Source organism: uncultured Bacteroides sp. (genome assembly GCF_910578895.1).
Lineage (GTDB): Bacteria > Bacteroidota > Bacteroidia > Bacteroidales > Bacteroidaceae > Bacteroides.
Window position 1 is genome coordinate 3,304 of sequence record NZ_CAJTSC010000058.1, and the last position, 15,681, is coordinate 18,984.

The following is a 15,681-nucleotide window of genomic DNA, read 5'->3' on the forward strand; positions in this document are numbered from 1 at the left end:
TTCTTTATCATTCAAACTGATTAATTAACACCGGAAAGGATGAAAAGTTCTGGAAAAAGGATTTTTTATCGGACGGGGATGGCATTTTTCCTTAAAAATATCATATTTTACCATAAACCAGCGGGCGGTACTCTGGGGTTGCAGAAAAGCGGAAACGGAATGTATCAAAAAGAAAATCAGGACACAGATTATACAAATCGCAAATCCGGGGATTGCCGGATTTCAGAAGCATAAACTTCGTTTGCATAATCCGCGTCCTGATTCTTATTCCGGCACTTTCCCGATAATCTTTCAATCGGAGCCGGGGCACACTTTCAGGCACACACAAGCTGTCACTTCAAGAACAGCTTTTCAATATCCTCTTCCTTGATAGTGGAAAGTACCGTACGTCCGTCGGGCGTATAGTTGGGTGTGGAACAAGCAAACAGGCTGTCCACAAGATTAGACATTTCATCATTACTCAACACTTGCCCATAAACAATGGCTGCCGCACGTGCCAACGTCAATGCAAGGATTGATTGGATTTCTTCTTTGACATCGTTACCTTTCTCCATAGCCGTATGCACCATGTTGCGCACCAACTCCACAGGATTCAGCCCTTCAATGCCCGAAGGAATGCCATTGACAGCATAACTGCCCCCACCCAAAGGAGTAAGGTCGAAACCCACTGCCGCCAAATCGTCCGACAGGCTTTCCAGCACCGCCGCTTCGGAAGCCGGCAGTTGAAGCATCTCCGGGAACAACACGCCTTGAGAGACTCCCTGCTTTTGGCGAATCTGGCTCATATACCGGTCGAACAGTACGCGTATATGCGCACGGTGCTGGTCTATCAGCATCAGCCCGGACTTTACGGAAGTAAGGATGAAGCGTCCCTTGAATTGCAAATGCTGCGCGCCCTTTTCCATCGAAGAGGATTTACCGGAATACAAAGAGACGGGTTGAGAAGGCGCCGCAACCGGTTCTACTACGGCCGAAGCGGTTCCCTCGAAATCAAAAGGTTCTTCCCGGACAGGATCGTTCATCTTGCTCGCTTTCTCCAAACCGGAATACATCCCCTCCCACTCCATACTTTGACGGGAATAGTTCCCGCCGCCATAAGAAGATGCCGACGAGGTTTTAAAAGGATTAAAGTCGGCATTATAATGTACCTTAGGCGGCTCGATAGGACGGCTTTGCTCAAATGCCGGAATGTCGGGCATCCCCTCCGTATCAAAGTCTATGGAAGGCACGGCATTGAACTTCCCGAGCGACTCCTTGACGGCAGCCGAAAGTATCTGCCAGATAGCCTGTTCATTCTCGAACTTGATTTCCGTCTTTGTGGGATGGATGTTCACATCTATATTGGCAGGATCGACCTCCAAATAGATAAAATAGGATATCTGTTCGCCTGCGGGAATCAGTTGCTCATAGGCATCCATGACCGCTTTATGAAAATACGGATGGCGCATATAACGCCCGTTTACGAAAAAGTACTGGTGCGCGCCTTTCTTGCGGGACGTCTCCGGCTTAGCTACAAAACCGGAAATTTTTATCATTGTCGTAGCTACGTCTACCGAAAGCAGCTGTTGGTTCAACTTCTTGCCGAATATGGCAAGGATGCGTTGACGCAACGGCGTGACGGGCAGATTGAACAACTCCGAATCATTGCTATACAGATAAAAAGCGACATCCGGATGCACCAAGGCAATACGTTCGAATTCGGTCAGGATATTGCTCAATTCCGTTGAGTTTGCTTTCAGGAACTTACGGCGGGCAGGAATATTGAAGAACAGGTTCTTCACCGAGAAGTTACTTCCTTTAGGACAAGACACGACTTCCTGGCTCTCGACCTTGGAACCGGCAATCAGCAGGCGCGTACCGAGTTCTTCATCAGCCGGACGGGTCTTCAACTCCACCTCCGCCACGGCAGCAATAGAAGCCAATGCCTCTCCGCGAAATCCCATTGTGCGCAGAGCAAACAAATCGGAAGCTTCGCGTATCTTGGACGTGGCGTGGCGTTCAAAAGACAAGCGGGCGTCCGTTTCGGACATTCCTTTTCCGTTATCAATAACCTGAATGCAAGTCTTTCCGGCATCCGTTATCAGCACATGTATTTCTCCGGCTTCTGCATCAATCGCATTTTCTACCAATTCTTTGATGACGGATGCCGGACGCTGAATTACCTCTCCGGCAGCAATCTGATTCGCAACCGAATCGGGCAGCAAATGAATGATATCGCTCATGATAAGTATAAAGTATAAAAATATAAAGTATAAGGATATAGGCTATTCAGATAATGCCATTGGTAATGGCGTACCACAAATATGCCAGCAAGGCTATGACAACCAACAGTATTCCCAAATGAACAGGTTTACGTCCGCTTTCCTTGCGGCGCTTCAAATGGGTGGTACCCTCAATGAACCTTCCCCGGATATCTTCGGGAGAAAATTCCTTTTCCGGCAACATACCCAACTCACGCTTGGCGGCTTCTTCCATTTTTGCCAACTTCTCTTTCCGTTCATCCACGTAGATGTATGAATGATGGAAGCCCCGCGGCTTACGCATTGTAAACATTCCCATAACGTTATTTTTTAGTTCGTTTTATATGCATGTCTCTTGGTGAGGCCAAAGGTTTCCGGTCGCTTTTCTGCAATGTCTCACCTGCCTTTTTGCCCCGCCACTCAAAAATGTCATACTTGTTCTGCGGACGGATATAATCAAACCACACAAACGAGGGCAGCTTCATCTTGTCGGCAGGTATCTGGTCCATAGGATACAGTATACCATTGGACTTTCCTATCAAAGCGGCTTCTTCCATTTTACGGTCCTTGAGGAAAATGCGCAAAAAACTTCCTTCGACATAGTTCATACCGATCATCGTACTGTCTTTCTCTTCCGGATAGAAGATTATCAGGACATTACCGTTCACATCGACACGACGCATATCCCCGTTCTCGAAAAATGCCTTCATCTCCTTACCTGTCACTTGGTTGTAATGAAGAGAATCTTTCTGCTCCACAGCCAACGCCTGATTGATGATGTGTGCCCAGTTGATGGTACTGTCGTTCATATAGACTTTTATCTCCTCGCCAAGCAACTGTTGCGCACCATGCCACAAGACAGGATCCGTATACATTGTCATGCAAGAGTCTTTGGAATTGTAGACCAACGAATCGCATACCGCCTGTACATCCGTACGGTAGGCACGCACTTTATGGTAAACGCGCATTTCACGATAGGCGGAGTCGGTATTCATGTGATAAGTAACCAACCGCAAGGTATCGCCGTGCATGAAAAGGCTGTCTCCTTGGGAGTAATCTACAGCAACCGCACGACGGGTGGCAATGGCATTGCCGGTAAGTTCATTGTAAAAGCAATAGTTGCCGGTAAGCATATTCTTGTTAACCGTATCATTCATCTGCACATTGTCAAAGGCCTCGCCATATCCTAACTTGCGGTCGTAGAAAAGGCTATCTCCGACAAGTTTTTTACCTTCGTTCGTCAAGACCGAACGGTCCAACAGTTCCGCTTGTTCGGAAACGGTATTGTATACTCCACGTTCCGAGTAAATATGGTTCTTATCGCTGACAATATCGGAAGGCCCCAGAATTGTGGCGATTTTGGACTCCGTACTGTACTTCAATGTATCGGAAGTCAGAACAAACTTCGGGTTCACCAATTTCACTTCATGATTGAAGACAGCCAATTTGGTTGCCGGGCTGTATTCTCCCCATTCGGAAGTCAGGACATTCTCTTCATCGGTCAGCGTGCCGCCATCAAAGTAATACCCTAAGTTGTAAAGGCGGTCGTAGTTCAGGCTGTCCGTGGTCAGTTCCGTATTACGGTTAATCAGACGGACATTCTCACGCAACATGGCAAGTTGCGACATGCCGTCATAATAGAGGTAATCACCGTATATGAACAAGGTATCCCCCTGCTCCATACGTACATTGCCGAAAGCTTCTACGGAATTGATCTTTTCGTAAATCAAAGCACTGTCACAAAACATGTACATGCTATCATGCTTCATCCTGACAGAACCAATCAGCACCTGCACATCGGGACGCGACTGCTTATCAGCCTGTGCCTCATCGGCATAAAGCAAATCCACGCGTCTCTTTTTCCTGTCAGGCTCACTTTTCTTGTCCTGCGCGCTTAACAGACAAACGCCGAACAGGCATATCAAACCAAATATCAGTCTTTTATCCATCCCGGATACTTGAATGTGCAGTTTCTCCAATTTTCGTTGATGCGGACATAAGTGTGTTTCTGTTTCTCACGAATCCACTTGTCCAACATTTCGTCACGGCGTTTCTCCAATACTATTTCTTTCAGGTTCTGATAATCATCGGCAACGGTTGCCTTATGACCGTTGGTACGGCTCTTCAGCTTCACGATAACACATTCTTCCTTTCCGGTTTTCTGCGGAATCATAGTGAATGCTTCGGATATCTCCCCTACTTTCATTTTATCCACCACTTTGGCAATTTCGGGCGGCAACTCCTGCATCTCGAATTTAGAAGTGTTTGTATTAGGATTGGGCAGCAAGCCGTGGTTGTTGCGCGTATCCTTGTCTTGCGAAAGCACCGCAGCCGCTTCCTCAAAAGAGAATTTATTGTTACGGATATCATCGGCTATAGAATCCAGACGTGCCATACCCGCCGTAAGCGCCTCATCGGGCACATGGGGTTTCAGCAAGATATGACGTACTTTGATACGGTCGCCGCGCTTCTCCATCAACTGAATGATATGAAAACCGAACTCGGACTCTACAATCTTTGACACCTTATTGGGATCTTGCAGATTGAACGCCACGTTTGCAAAAGCGGGATCCAGATAGCCGCGGCCCGTAAACGGCATTTCACCACCATTGATGGCGGATGCACGATCTTCCGAGTACATACGTGCCAACGTAGAGAAACTGGTTTCCCCCTTCGTAATACGGTCGGTAAAGTCGCGCAAGCGCTTCTTTACATTCTCTATCTCTTCCAAAGGCACTTTAGGCTGTTGGGTGATAATCTGGACTTCTACCTGGGTCGGGATATAAGGAATACTGTCTTGCGGCAGGTCTTTGAAATAACGGCGCACTTCGGCAGGCGTTATTTTAATCTCCCCGACCAGCTTTTGCTGCATTTTCTGCACTTTCAAGCCTTCGCGCGCATTGTCACGCAAAGTCTCACGAATCTGGCTGGAAGTCTTGTTGAAATACTCTTCCATTTTTTCGCGGGAACCGATGTTGGTGATGTACATATTCGTCATATAGTCCACACGCTGGATAACTTCCGCTTCGGAAACTTCAATACTATCGAGTGCTGCCTGATGCAGGAACAGCTTTTGTACGGCTATCTCTTCCGGTATCACACAGTAGGGGTCTCGGTCGAACTTGCGTCCTTCATACAAAGCACTCATATGTGCCTCTTCCACTTCGGACTTTAATATAGCCTCGTCGCCTACTACCCATACAACCTCGTCAATCACATTGTCTTGTCCATAAACGGTAGAACCGGCTAACAACGTCAAGGCAAATAAAACTACAAACTTAAAGTTCATACACTTCTTCATTCTTGGTGTCTTATACTAATAATATTTAATTTGATCTCTTTTTTCCGCACGTTGATACAAGTCTTCTTTTACTTGTTTCATAAATTCCACTTGTTTCATGTTCAGCATCATATCTTTCACTTGGGTACGGGCAAATTCATACGGTTCCTGTTCTCCCACTGCGCGATAATCACTCACATTCAAGAAATAATAAAAGGCAGTATCTTCCAGTTCCACGTGACGGTTCTTATCCAGATATGTTTCGGCATCGGGTACTTTCAGCGGCATCAAATCCATAACCTCGGTCATCGGCACCCACTTGTCATAAAAATACTCGTACTTCACAGCGTTCTGCAAACTGTACTTTTCCAGATTTTCTACGGCTTCACGGGTTTCCGTCTTGTACCAACGGCGGACATTGCCCAACTGAGGTGCCGTAAGAGGCACTTTGATAAACAGTCCTTTCATCAAAGGACGCTCCACCTTGAAAAGTTCCTGATGCTTCTCATAGTAATCAGCCAGTTCCTCCTCCGAGATTTCTTCGGAAAGGGTTTGATTAATCAATGCCTGCTGGTAGGTGTGCATTATCAGTGCCTTCCGATAATTCTCAACCAGTTTGTCAATCTCACCGTTATTGGGAATATTGCTCTGTGCCTTCTGGTATAGCAATACATCTTCCGCCCAATTACGGACATAATGTTCTGCAAACAGCAAACTGTCATCCTTCGACAAATCCGTAGGAAGCACCGATTGCAAATCCTCATAGTAAAGGAAGTTGCCATCCAGTTCCACCAACGGTGTCCGTCCTCCGTGATTGTGCTGTTCCTTGCACGAGCCACAGAAAAGAAGAATTAAAAGCCCTAAACAGGTTGTTCGCATTATCAACTGATATTTACTATATTTTAAGGTACGAAGATACGGCTTTAATCGGTTGCATCAGTGATTATTAACGGTTTTTAAAACCTCTTGGTTAATTTCAACCTTAGCCGAAGCGCGCAAACGGGTCATCCACCGGGCATCCAGATAAGTTTGATAGTCTGCCACCAGTCTGTCTTTCACTTCCCGATAGTCGTCCGGTCCTTTTACCTTTTCACCCAATACAGCAGTAAAAGGAAATGACATCATAGGCGCCGCATCCGGGCCTTTGAACACCAAATCATCAACATACACATTGTCACCGGGAGCAAACAAACCCTGTTCCGCCTTTATCTGAGGATGTGCGCCGGCATTAAAAGTCAAACGGATTGCATCCTTCCATTCTTCTTCCGGCAGGCTTTTCAGAAATTTGCGGGCTTGCTTGACAAGACGTTTGCTAATCCCATGAAGAACGATACCTTTATATCGCCGTTCTTTCCACTGATAATCGGACCGATGTTTCTCGAAATAGGTTCGCAGTCCCTCTTCATCCGCCACGGCCCGTCTATGAATTTCCCGTGCCGTAATCTCTTCCGTCAACAGTCTGTTACCATAATCCTGTACCAGATAGCGTAAGTCCGGATACTTCTGTTCCAAACGTGTATTCTCATAATCAAGCAGAGTTTTCATTACGAAAGCTTCCAACTGCCTGCGTACCCCCGCCGGATATGCCGTTGCAAAACGAGCGAAATCATTTCCCGTGTAACTCTTTCCTGCCAATACGAACAACGCACGTTTGGTTTGTCCGGTATTTATCAACTCGTTCATGCCTGTCTCATCGGGGATATATTGATATTCCCTTTTCAGCTTCTCCACCTGCGCTATTGCTCCCAAATCCATACTATGATGATGCGCTTCTGCCGTCTTATTTCTCACCTCATCAAAAGACGGCGCTTCCATCCGCTCAATAACCTTTACAATATGAATTCCTTGCGGAGTAAAAAAAGGTTGCGACACTTCACCCACCGGCAAATCAAACACCACATCTTCAAACTCTACCGGCATCTGCAGCCGCCTCACCCAAAACGCCTGTTTCTCATCAGAAAAGCGCCTTACACACGCATCGAAAACTTCACTTGCCTGATTGTTCCGAAGATATTCATAAATGGAATCCATACGGGCAACAACATTGCGCTGCACAGACGCGGAAACATTCTGAGGAAGATACTTGAAAACCTGGCTCACGCACACCTGCCCGGCACGCCTTCCGGACGCTATCCGGTCATGCAGCCGACGAGCTTCCCGCTCAGCCACAACCGTATCCGTCAAGTATGATTTTATCAACCGGTTGCGATAATCTTCTACCTTCTCGCGGAAAACAAGAGCCGTATCCAATCCGGCACTCTCGGCAGCAGCTACTTTCAACTTGAAATCCACAAACCGCTCCACATATTTTTCCGGTGTGGCACACTCAGGAGCAAGCAATGCCTTATCCTTATTATAGTTGTATTCAAATTCAGACCGCAACACATCCTTTCCGTTAATGCGCATCAGTACCGGGTCTTGCCGGGAAAAAGCATTCCAAACCAGCCCAAGAGACACTACCATCAAATAAATTCTCATCATAACAATCTGTCTAAAACAAGTAAAACCAACTTGGCAAGTAACATCACAAAGATACAACATCATAAACAAATAATGCCCGAAAAGTACAATTTACTCTTCGGGCATATACTTATCATGAATGAATGTTCTTTTTATTCGGGACGGCTATAATTCGGAGCCTCGCTGGTGATTGCAACATCGTGCGGATGACTCTCCAACACACCGGCATTGGTAATACGGGTGAACTTGGCATCATGCAGCTTCTCAATATTGGCAGCGCCACAATACCCCATACCCGCACGCAAACCGCCGGTCAACTGGTAAATCACTTCATACAAAGTCCCCTTATAAGGAACGCGGGCTGCGATGCCTTCCGGCACAAGTTTCTTCACATCACTCGTTCCGCTTTGGAAATAGCGGTCTTTGGAACCATGTTCCATAGCTTCCAAAGAACCCATGCCCCGATAAGACTTGAACTTACGTCCGTTAAAGATAATCGTCTCACCCGGAGACTCCTCTGTGCCTGCAACCAGCGAACCAATCATTACAGAATATCCGCCGGCAGCCAAAGCTTTCACCACATCACCGGAATAACGCAAACCGCCATCGGCAATCAAAGGAATGCCTGTGCCTTTCAATGCTTTTGCCACATCGTACACGGCAGACAATTGGGGCACACCTACACCCGCCACTACGCGGGTTGTACAGATAGAACCCGGACCGATACCTACCTTCACTCCGTCGGCACCAGCCTCAACCAATGCTTTCGCCGCCTCTCCGGTAGCAATATTGCCTACTACTATATCAATATTCGGGAAGCGTTTCTTGGCTTCTTTCAATTTCTCAATCACATACATGGAATGTCCGTGAGCCGTGTCAATCACAATGGCATCCGCTCCGGCATCGACCAATGCCTGCATACGGTCCAGCGTATCGGCCGTCACACCCACACCGGCAGCCACACGAAGGCGTCCTTTGCTATCCTTGCAAGCCATCGGTTTATCCTTTGCCTTGGTAATATCCTTATAAGTAATCAAGCCTACCAATTTATTATCCTTGTCGACTACCGGCAACTTTTCAATTTTATGCTCCTGCAGGATTTGAGCGGCAGCTTCCAAGTCGGTTGTCTGATTAGTGGTGACGATATCCTCTTTTGTCATCACCTCATCGATACGCTTGTTATGGTCTTTCTCAAAACGGAGGTCACGATTGGTGACAATTCCCACCAAACATCCTTCATCATCTACCACCGGAATACCGCCAATCTTATACTCGGCCATCAAATCCAGCGCATCAGCAACCGAAGAACCTCTCTTAATCGTCACCGGATCATAAATCATACCGTTTTCAGCACGCTTCACGATAGCAACCTGGCGAGCCTGTTCCTCTATGGACATATTCTTATGAATAACGCCGATACCACCTTCGCGGGCAATGGCAATGGCCATTTTCGCTTCGGTAACAGTATCCATGGCAGCTGTTACAAAAGGAATTTTCAACTCGATGTTGCGTGAGAACTTAGTCGAGAGTTCGACTGTTTTAGGAAGTACTTCAGAGTAAGCAGGAATTAACAAAACGTCATCGTAAGTCAATCCGTCCATTACAATCTTATCAGCAATAAATGACATAGGGCTATGCGTTTAAAATTTATTGCGTGCAAATATACGGTTTTTATTCCATTCCGTATATTAGCACGCAATATTTTTTTCTTTTTTTTAAATCACAGCCCGAGGCTTAATTTGCCATTTCGGAAATGAACTTGATACGTACCAGGCGTACTTCCTCTTCCGTGAAATCATCCCCCAGTTCATCCAAGGCATCATCTATATCGTCTGTAGTAGACTCTTTGAAATAGTCGTATATATCCAACAGATGATCTTCGTCCATTATATCTTCCAGGAAGTAATCAATGTTCAACTTCGTACCGGAGTAGACAATAGCCTCTATCTCGTCCAGCAGTTCTTCAAACTCGATGCCCTTGGACATGGCAATATCATCCAAAGCAACCTTGCGGTCAATGGCCTGGATAATCGCCACCTTCATTTTTGATTTATTTGCCACGGTGCGCACGCGCAAATCCTCAGGACGCTCTATTTCATTTTCCTCGCAATGGCGTTTAATCAGTTTGCAGAACTCTTCGCCATAACGTTTCGCCTTACCGGCTCCCACGCCCGGGATATTCTGCAACTCATCCAAAGTTATCGGATAGATAGTGGCCATTGCCTCCAAAGACGGATCCTGGAATATAACATAGGGCGGCACTTCCAACTTCTTGGAAAGCTTCTTACGCAAGTCCTTCAGCATGGAGTAGAGCGCAGGGTCTACCGCACAGGCGCCGCCACCCCGTGCCGGTGCTTCTTCTTCCACCTCTTCGAAATCATTATCTTCCGTAATCTTAAAGGACTTGGGACGTTTCAGGAATTTCCTTCCTTCCTCCGTCACCTTCAACAAGCCATAATTTTCAACTTCCTTCGTCAGATAGCCGGCAATCAATGCCTGGCGGATAACAGCATTCCAAGTTTTGTCTTCCTCTCCCATACCGGAACCGAATACTTCCAGGTCTTCGTGCAGATGCGCCTGCACTTCCGAAGTTTCTTTTCCCTGTATGATATCTATAATATAGTCTGCTTTAAAATTTTCTTTTACCGCAAGAATGGCTTCTATCACGGTACACAATAATTCTTGAGCTTCCACTTGTTTTTTCGGATTTAAACAGTTGTCACAATTTCCACAATTCTCCTCCGCATATTCCTCGCCGAAATAGTGTAGCAACGTCTTTCGGCGACAAACGGACGATTCGGCATACGCAGCGGTTTCCAGCAGAAGCTGCTTGCCAATCTCCTGCTCTGCCACAGGCTTGCCCTGCATGAACTTTTCCAGCTTCTGCAGGTCTTTATTAGTATAAAAAGTTATACACTGTCCTTCACCTCCGTCTCTTCCGGCACGTCCGGTTTCCTGATAATATCCCTCCAGGCTCTTCGGAATATCATAGTGAATCACATAACGCACGTCAGGCTTGTCTATACCCATGCCGAAAGCAATCGTAGCCACAATCACATCAATCTTTTCCATAAGGAAATCATCTTGATTCTGTGTTCGTGTGGCGGAATCCATTCCGGCATGATAGGCACGGGCATTGATGCCGTTCGCCTGAAGTATTTCGGCAAGTTCCTCTACCTTTTTCCGGCTCAGGCAATAGATGATGCCCGACTTTTCCGGATTATTCTTGATGAACTTAATGATATCCTTGTCTACGTTTACAGTCTTGGGACGTACCTCGTAATAAAGGTTCGGACGATTGAACGACGACTTGAACACCTGCGCATCTATCATACCCAGGTTTTTCTGGATGTCGTGCTGCACCTTCGGTGTGGCCGTCGCAGTCAACGCTATAAGCGGAGCTTTTCCGATTTCATTGATAATAGGACGGATGCGGCGATATTCCGGGCGGAAGTCATGTCCCCATTCCGAGATACAATGAGCCTCATCTACGGCATAGAAGGAAATCTTCACCGTTTTCAGGAACTCCACGTTCTCTTCTTTCGTCAAAGACTCCGGAGCCACATACAGCAGCTTGGTCCGTCCGGCAAGGATGTCGGACTTCACCTGGTCTATCGCGCCCTTATTAAGGGAAGAGTTAATGAAATGGGCTATGCCATCCTCCTCGCTGAAATTACGCATCGCATCGACTTGGTTCTTCATCAAGGCTATCAAAGGAGAAATCACAATAGCCGTGCCGTCCATCAATAAAGAAGGCAACTGATAGCACAAGGACTTTCCTCCGCCGGTAGGCATCAACACGAAAGTATCGTTACCCGCCAACAGATTCTGTATGATTGCTTCCTGATTTCCTTTAAAAGTGTCGAACCCGAAGTAGTTCTTCAGCTGGTCTGTCAAATTAATCTTCTTCCCTGCCATGATTCATGTGGTTGTTTATAGAGTTAGCAATTAATAACGCCGCTACAAGGCGTTTCTTATCTTCTAAGAACTCTAACAAAGTTATAAACAACTTCTCAAATTTCAAGCATAATCCGCCGAATATTTTTCAATAAAACACAAAAAAGTATTCTCCGTATGTATTACTTTTTGATTTTAAGCATTTTGCAGTCTTGCCATATTCGCTTTTTCCAGCTGGCAACGGGCATAATCCAACGTCACGACAAGGCTGTCCTTATGCTCGGAAGGGATTTCGAACATCACATCCATCATAATCGTCTCAACGATGGAGCGCAGCCCGCGGGCTCCCAACTTGTATTCAACAGCTTTGTCTACCACATACTCAAACACCTCGTCTTCAAAAGTCAGCTTCACACCGTCCATTTCAAACAGTTTGACGTATTGCCGGATAATGGAGTTCTTCGGCTCCGTCAGGATGGCACGCAATGCCGTACGATCCAACGGATTCAGATAGGTCAATACCGGCAGGCGCCCGATGATTTCAGGAATCAAGCCGAACGATTTCAAATCCTGCGGAGCGATGTACTGCATCATGTTGCTCTTGTCAATGGCAGCCGTATTGCGCACTGCGCCATAGCCTACGACATGGGTATTGAGCCGTTGCGCTATTTTCTTCTCGATGCCGTCGAAAGCACCGCCGCAAATGAACAGTATATTCTTGGTGTTCACAGGAATCATCTTCTGGTCGGGATGCTTGCGTCCGCCCTGCGGGGGGACATTCACCACAGACCCTTCCAGCAATTTCAGCAACCCCTGTTGCACACCCTCGCCGCTCACGTCGCGGGTGATGGAGGGATTGTCACCTTTACGGGCAATCTTGTCTATTTCATCTATAAATACGATGCCTTGCTCCGCCTGCGCCACATTATAGTCCGCCACCTGCAACAGGCGGGTAAGGATACTTTCGATATCCTCGCCTACGTAGCCGGCTTCCGTCAATACGGTTGCATCCACAATTGTAAAAGGCACATGAAGCAATTTGGCAATGGTGCGGGCAAGCAAGGTCTTGCCGGTTCCGGTGCTCCCCACCATGATGATATTGGATTTTTCAATCTCCACATCATCGTCGCCCGCTTTCTGCAGCAAGCGCTTGTAGTGGTTGTACACGGACACCGCCAGGAAACGCTTCGCGTCATCCTGCCCGATAACATACCGGTCGAGAAAATTCTTTATCTCTACAGGTTTAGGAAGTTCTTCCAGGTTCAGTTTCACAGCCCCCCCGTTCTTCTTCGAGCCCAAAGCCTCCTGGGTAATCTCGTAAGCCTGGGCAGCACAACTGTCGCAGATGTAACCGTTCATCCCCGTAATGAGGATACCGACTTCACCTTCCGGGCGTCCGCAGAAGCTGCACCTGTTTTTGTTTCGTTTAGAGTCTGCCATATTTATTTCTTCGTATAGACTTGGTCTATCATGCCATACTCTTTGGCCTCCTGCGCCGTCATCCAATAGTCGCGGTCGGAGTCCGCCCACACCTTGTCGAAAGGAGTATGCGAGTGGTCGGCTATGATAGTATAAAGTTCTTTCTTTAATTTCTGGATTTCGCGTGCCGTGATTTCAATGTCCGAAGCCTGCCCTTGCGCACCGCCCATCGGCTGGTGAATCATCACGCGCGAGTGCGTCAGCGCGGAACGCTTGCCCTCAGCACCGGCAACCAGCAACACCGCCGCCATGCTTGCCGCCATTCCGGTACAGATAGTGGCGACATCGCTGCTGATAAACTGCATCGTGTCGTAAATGCCCAATCCGGCATACACCGAACCGCCCGGCGAGTTGATATAGATGGAGATGTCCTTGCCCGGGTCCACAGAGTCCAGATAGAGCAACTGTGCCTGCAAAGTATTGGCAGTATAGTCGTCTATCTGCGTACCGAGGAAAATGATACGGTCCATCATCAGGCGGGAGAACACGTCCAGCTGGGTCACATTCAGCTGGCGCTCTTCCAGGATATAGGGATTTAAATACCCGGCTTGCGACTTTATCACATCATCCAGCACCAAGCTGCTCATTCCTAAATGCTTGGTTGCGTATTTTCTAAAATCATCCATTTTTCTTTCTGCTTTTGTTTTTTTATGCGAATGCAAAGAAACGAAAAAGAACACAGAGACACAAAAAAACACAGAGTTATAGTTTGTCAAACCCTGTGTTTCTTTATAAAAGTCAACGGTTTCCCGCTAAAATCTTATTCAAACATCTTGTTGAAGTCGGCAGCGGAGATATTTTTGTTCTCCAGCGTCACCTGAGTCTTCAAGGCAGCAGCCAATTTTGTTTCCACAACGCGGTTCACCAAGCCCTCGATGCTCTCTTTCTTCTTCAGCATCTCCTTTGCATAGTTGTCGAGGATTTCATCGGGCACGCTCATCATGCCGTACTGTGCAAACTGCGCACGGGTAGCCTCTTTTGCCATGTTGAGGATGTCGTCCTGTTCCACCTTGATGTCGTTGGCTTTCACCAGTTGTTCTTTAATCAGGTGCCAAGTCAGTTCTTCGATGCTCTTGTCGTAGTTTTCTTCCACGAACTTTTCGTCCTTGTCGGGGTTGTTCAGGCGCATGATGCGTTTCAGCAAGGCATCGGGGAATTCCAGCTTGCCTACTTTTTCCATCATCATCTTGCGTACATCCAGCAAGAACTTATAGTCGCTGTCTGCCACAAACTGGTTGGCAACCACCTCTTTTACTTTGGCGCGGAATTCTTCTTCGCTCTTTACGACGCCTTCGCCGAATACCTGATCGAAGATTTCCTGGTTCAACTCGCCTTCTACGAAACGGGTGATTTCTTCTACCTGGAAGCTGAAATCGGATTTCATTTCGGCAACGGCTTCCTTGTCTACCTTCAGCAGCGAGGAGAGTTCGGCAGCATTACCGTCCCATGCCGTATAGGGGTTGAATACAAGCACATCGTTCACCTTTGCATTGGCAAAGATGGCTTTCTGGTCGTCGTTCTTCATATAAGAAGGCATCATAACGGCGCCTTCCACCTGAATGCCTCCCTCTTTGGTATTGCCTTCCGCATCCAGCTCGGCGAGCAGGCCTTTCAGCATATCGTTGTCGGCATAAGCATCTGCCTTTTCGTATTTACCGTTACGCTGAGTATACGCCTTTACCTGGTTGTCAACCATTTCGTCCGTTACATCAATCGTATAGTAGTCTACTTTATCGGCGGCAGCGACTTCGGCATTGAACTCGGGAGCCAACGCAATGTCGAACAGGAATTCAAATTCTTCCATCGTATCGAAGTCGATGTTCTGCTGCTTCTCCTCGTTGGGCAGGGGCTCGCCCAGGATGTTCACTTTGTTATCTTGGATGTACTTGTATACAGAATCGGAAAGGAGCTTGTTGACCTCTTCAGCCAACACCGACTTGCCGTACATCTTCTTCACCAAGCTCATCGGAACCATGCCTTTACGGAAACCGGGGATTTGGGCTTTCTGACGGAAGTTTTTCAATGATTTGTCTACCTTTTCCTGATAGTCTGCCTTCTCAATCTTCACAGTAAGCAGTGCGCTCACTTTGTCAATGTTTTGCAATGAAACGTTCATTCTGACAATTATTTATTTGATTTATACTTTATTTCATTCTCCAATTTGAGCGTGCAAAATTAGTGTTAATCTTTCAATTATCAAAAAACACAGGCAATTATTTCCGCCGCTTTCCACGGCTCTTTCATTTGGGCGGCGAAACGGTTGTCACGGTCTTTGCATTTACGGGAACCGGAGGAAACCGGAAGCAGGCGCCGCCCAAATGAAAG

12 protein-coding genes are annotated in these 15,681 nt (G+C 47.0%); 1 reads left to right on the forward strand and 11 read right to left on the reverse strand.

All coding sequences use genetic code 11. The features are described 5' to 3' along the window. The first annotated feature begins 39 nt into the window (after positions 1–39). Positions 40–234, forward strand: coding sequence for a hypothetical protein (locus tag QZ327_RS12215; RefSeq protein WP_294619672.1), 195 nt, complete (start codon positions 40–42; stop codon positions 232–234). A gap of 98 nt (positions 235–332) precedes the next feature. On the opposite strand, the gene mutL is transcribed toward QZ327_RS12215, so the two are convergent. The 11 genes from mutL to tig all read right to left on the reverse strand — a co-directional run bounded on the left by mutL (position 333) and on the right by tig (position 15,472). After that, positions 333–2,222: a DNA mismatch repair endonuclease MutL gene (gene mutL, locus QZ327_RS12220; protein WP_294619674.1), complete on the reverse strand. Its 1,890-nt coding sequence runs from the start codon at positions 2,220–2,222 to the stop codon at positions 333–335. 46 nt (positions 2,223–2,268) lie between these two features. Continuing rightward, the gene (locus QZ327_RS12225) at positions 2,269–2,559 is read right to left on the reverse strand and encodes a hypothetical protein (protein ID WP_294619676.1); all 291 of its coding nucleotides are present in this window, start codon (positions 2,557–2,559) and stop codon (positions 2,269–2,271) included. 4 nt (positions 2,560–2,563) lie between these two features. Next, positions 2,564–4,189, reverse strand: coding sequence for an OstA-like protein (locus QZ327_RS12230; RefSeq protein WP_294619678.1), 1,626 nt, complete (start codon positions 4,187–4,189; stop codon positions 2,564–2,566). Further along, complete coding sequence (locus QZ327_RS12235) at positions 4,174–5,541, reverse strand: peptidylprolyl isomerase (RefSeq protein ID WP_294619680.1); 1,368 nt, start codon at positions 5,539–5,541, stop codon at positions 4,174–4,176. Before QZ327_RS12235 ends, QZ327_RS12230 begins: the two co-directional genes overlap by 16 nt. Positions 5,542–5,556: 15 nt before the next feature. Further along, the gene (locus QZ327_RS12240; protein ID WP_294619682.1) at positions 5,557–6,399 is read right to left on the reverse strand and encodes a peptidylprolyl isomerase; all 843 of its coding nucleotides are present in this window, start codon (positions 6,397–6,399) and stop codon (positions 5,557–5,559) included. 57 nt (positions 6,400–6,456) lie between these two features. After that, entirely contained in the window at positions 6,457–8,001 is a 1,545-nt protein-coding gene (locus QZ327_RS12245) for a peptidyl-prolyl cis-trans isomerase (protein ID WP_294619684.1), read from the reverse strand. 131 nt (positions 8,002–8,132) lie between these two features. Continuing rightward, positions 8,133–9,608, reverse strand: coding sequence for an IMP dehydrogenase (guaB, locus tag QZ327_RS12250; RefSeq protein ID WP_294619686.1), 1,476 nt, complete (start codon positions 9,606–9,608; stop codon positions 8,133–8,135). A gap of 106 nt (positions 9,609–9,714) precedes the next feature. Next, positions 9,715–11,898 carry a DNA helicase RecQ gene (gene recQ, locus QZ327_RS12255; protein ID WP_294619688.1) on the reverse strand — a complete coding sequence of 728 codons (2,184 nt, stop codon included), beginning with the start codon at positions 11,896–11,898 and terminating at the stop codon, positions 9,715–9,717. A 174-nt stretch (positions 11,899–12,072) separates the two neighbouring features. After that, positions 12,073–13,317 carry an ATP-dependent Clp protease ATP-binding subunit ClpX gene (gene clpX, locus QZ327_RS12260; RefSeq protein WP_294619690.1) on the reverse strand — a complete coding sequence of 415 codons (1,245 nt, stop codon included), beginning with the start codon at positions 13,315–13,317 and terminating at the stop codon, positions 12,073–12,075. A gap of 2 nt (positions 13,318–13,319) precedes the next feature. After that, positions 13,320–13,982 (reverse strand): ATP-dependent Clp endopeptidase proteolytic subunit ClpP, encoded by a 663-nt coding sequence (gene clpP / locus QZ327_RS12265; protein ID WP_118045797.1) that lies wholly within the window; start codon positions 13,980–13,982, stop codon positions 13,320–13,322. Between the two features lie 134 nt (positions 13,983–14,116). Beyond that, the gene (gene tig / locus QZ327_RS12270) at positions 14,117–15,472 is read right to left on the reverse strand and encodes a trigger factor (RefSeq protein ID WP_294619693.1); all 1,356 of its coding nucleotides are present in this window, start codon (positions 15,470–15,472) and stop codon (positions 14,117–14,119) included. Positions 15,473–15,681 lie beyond the last annotated feature (209 nt).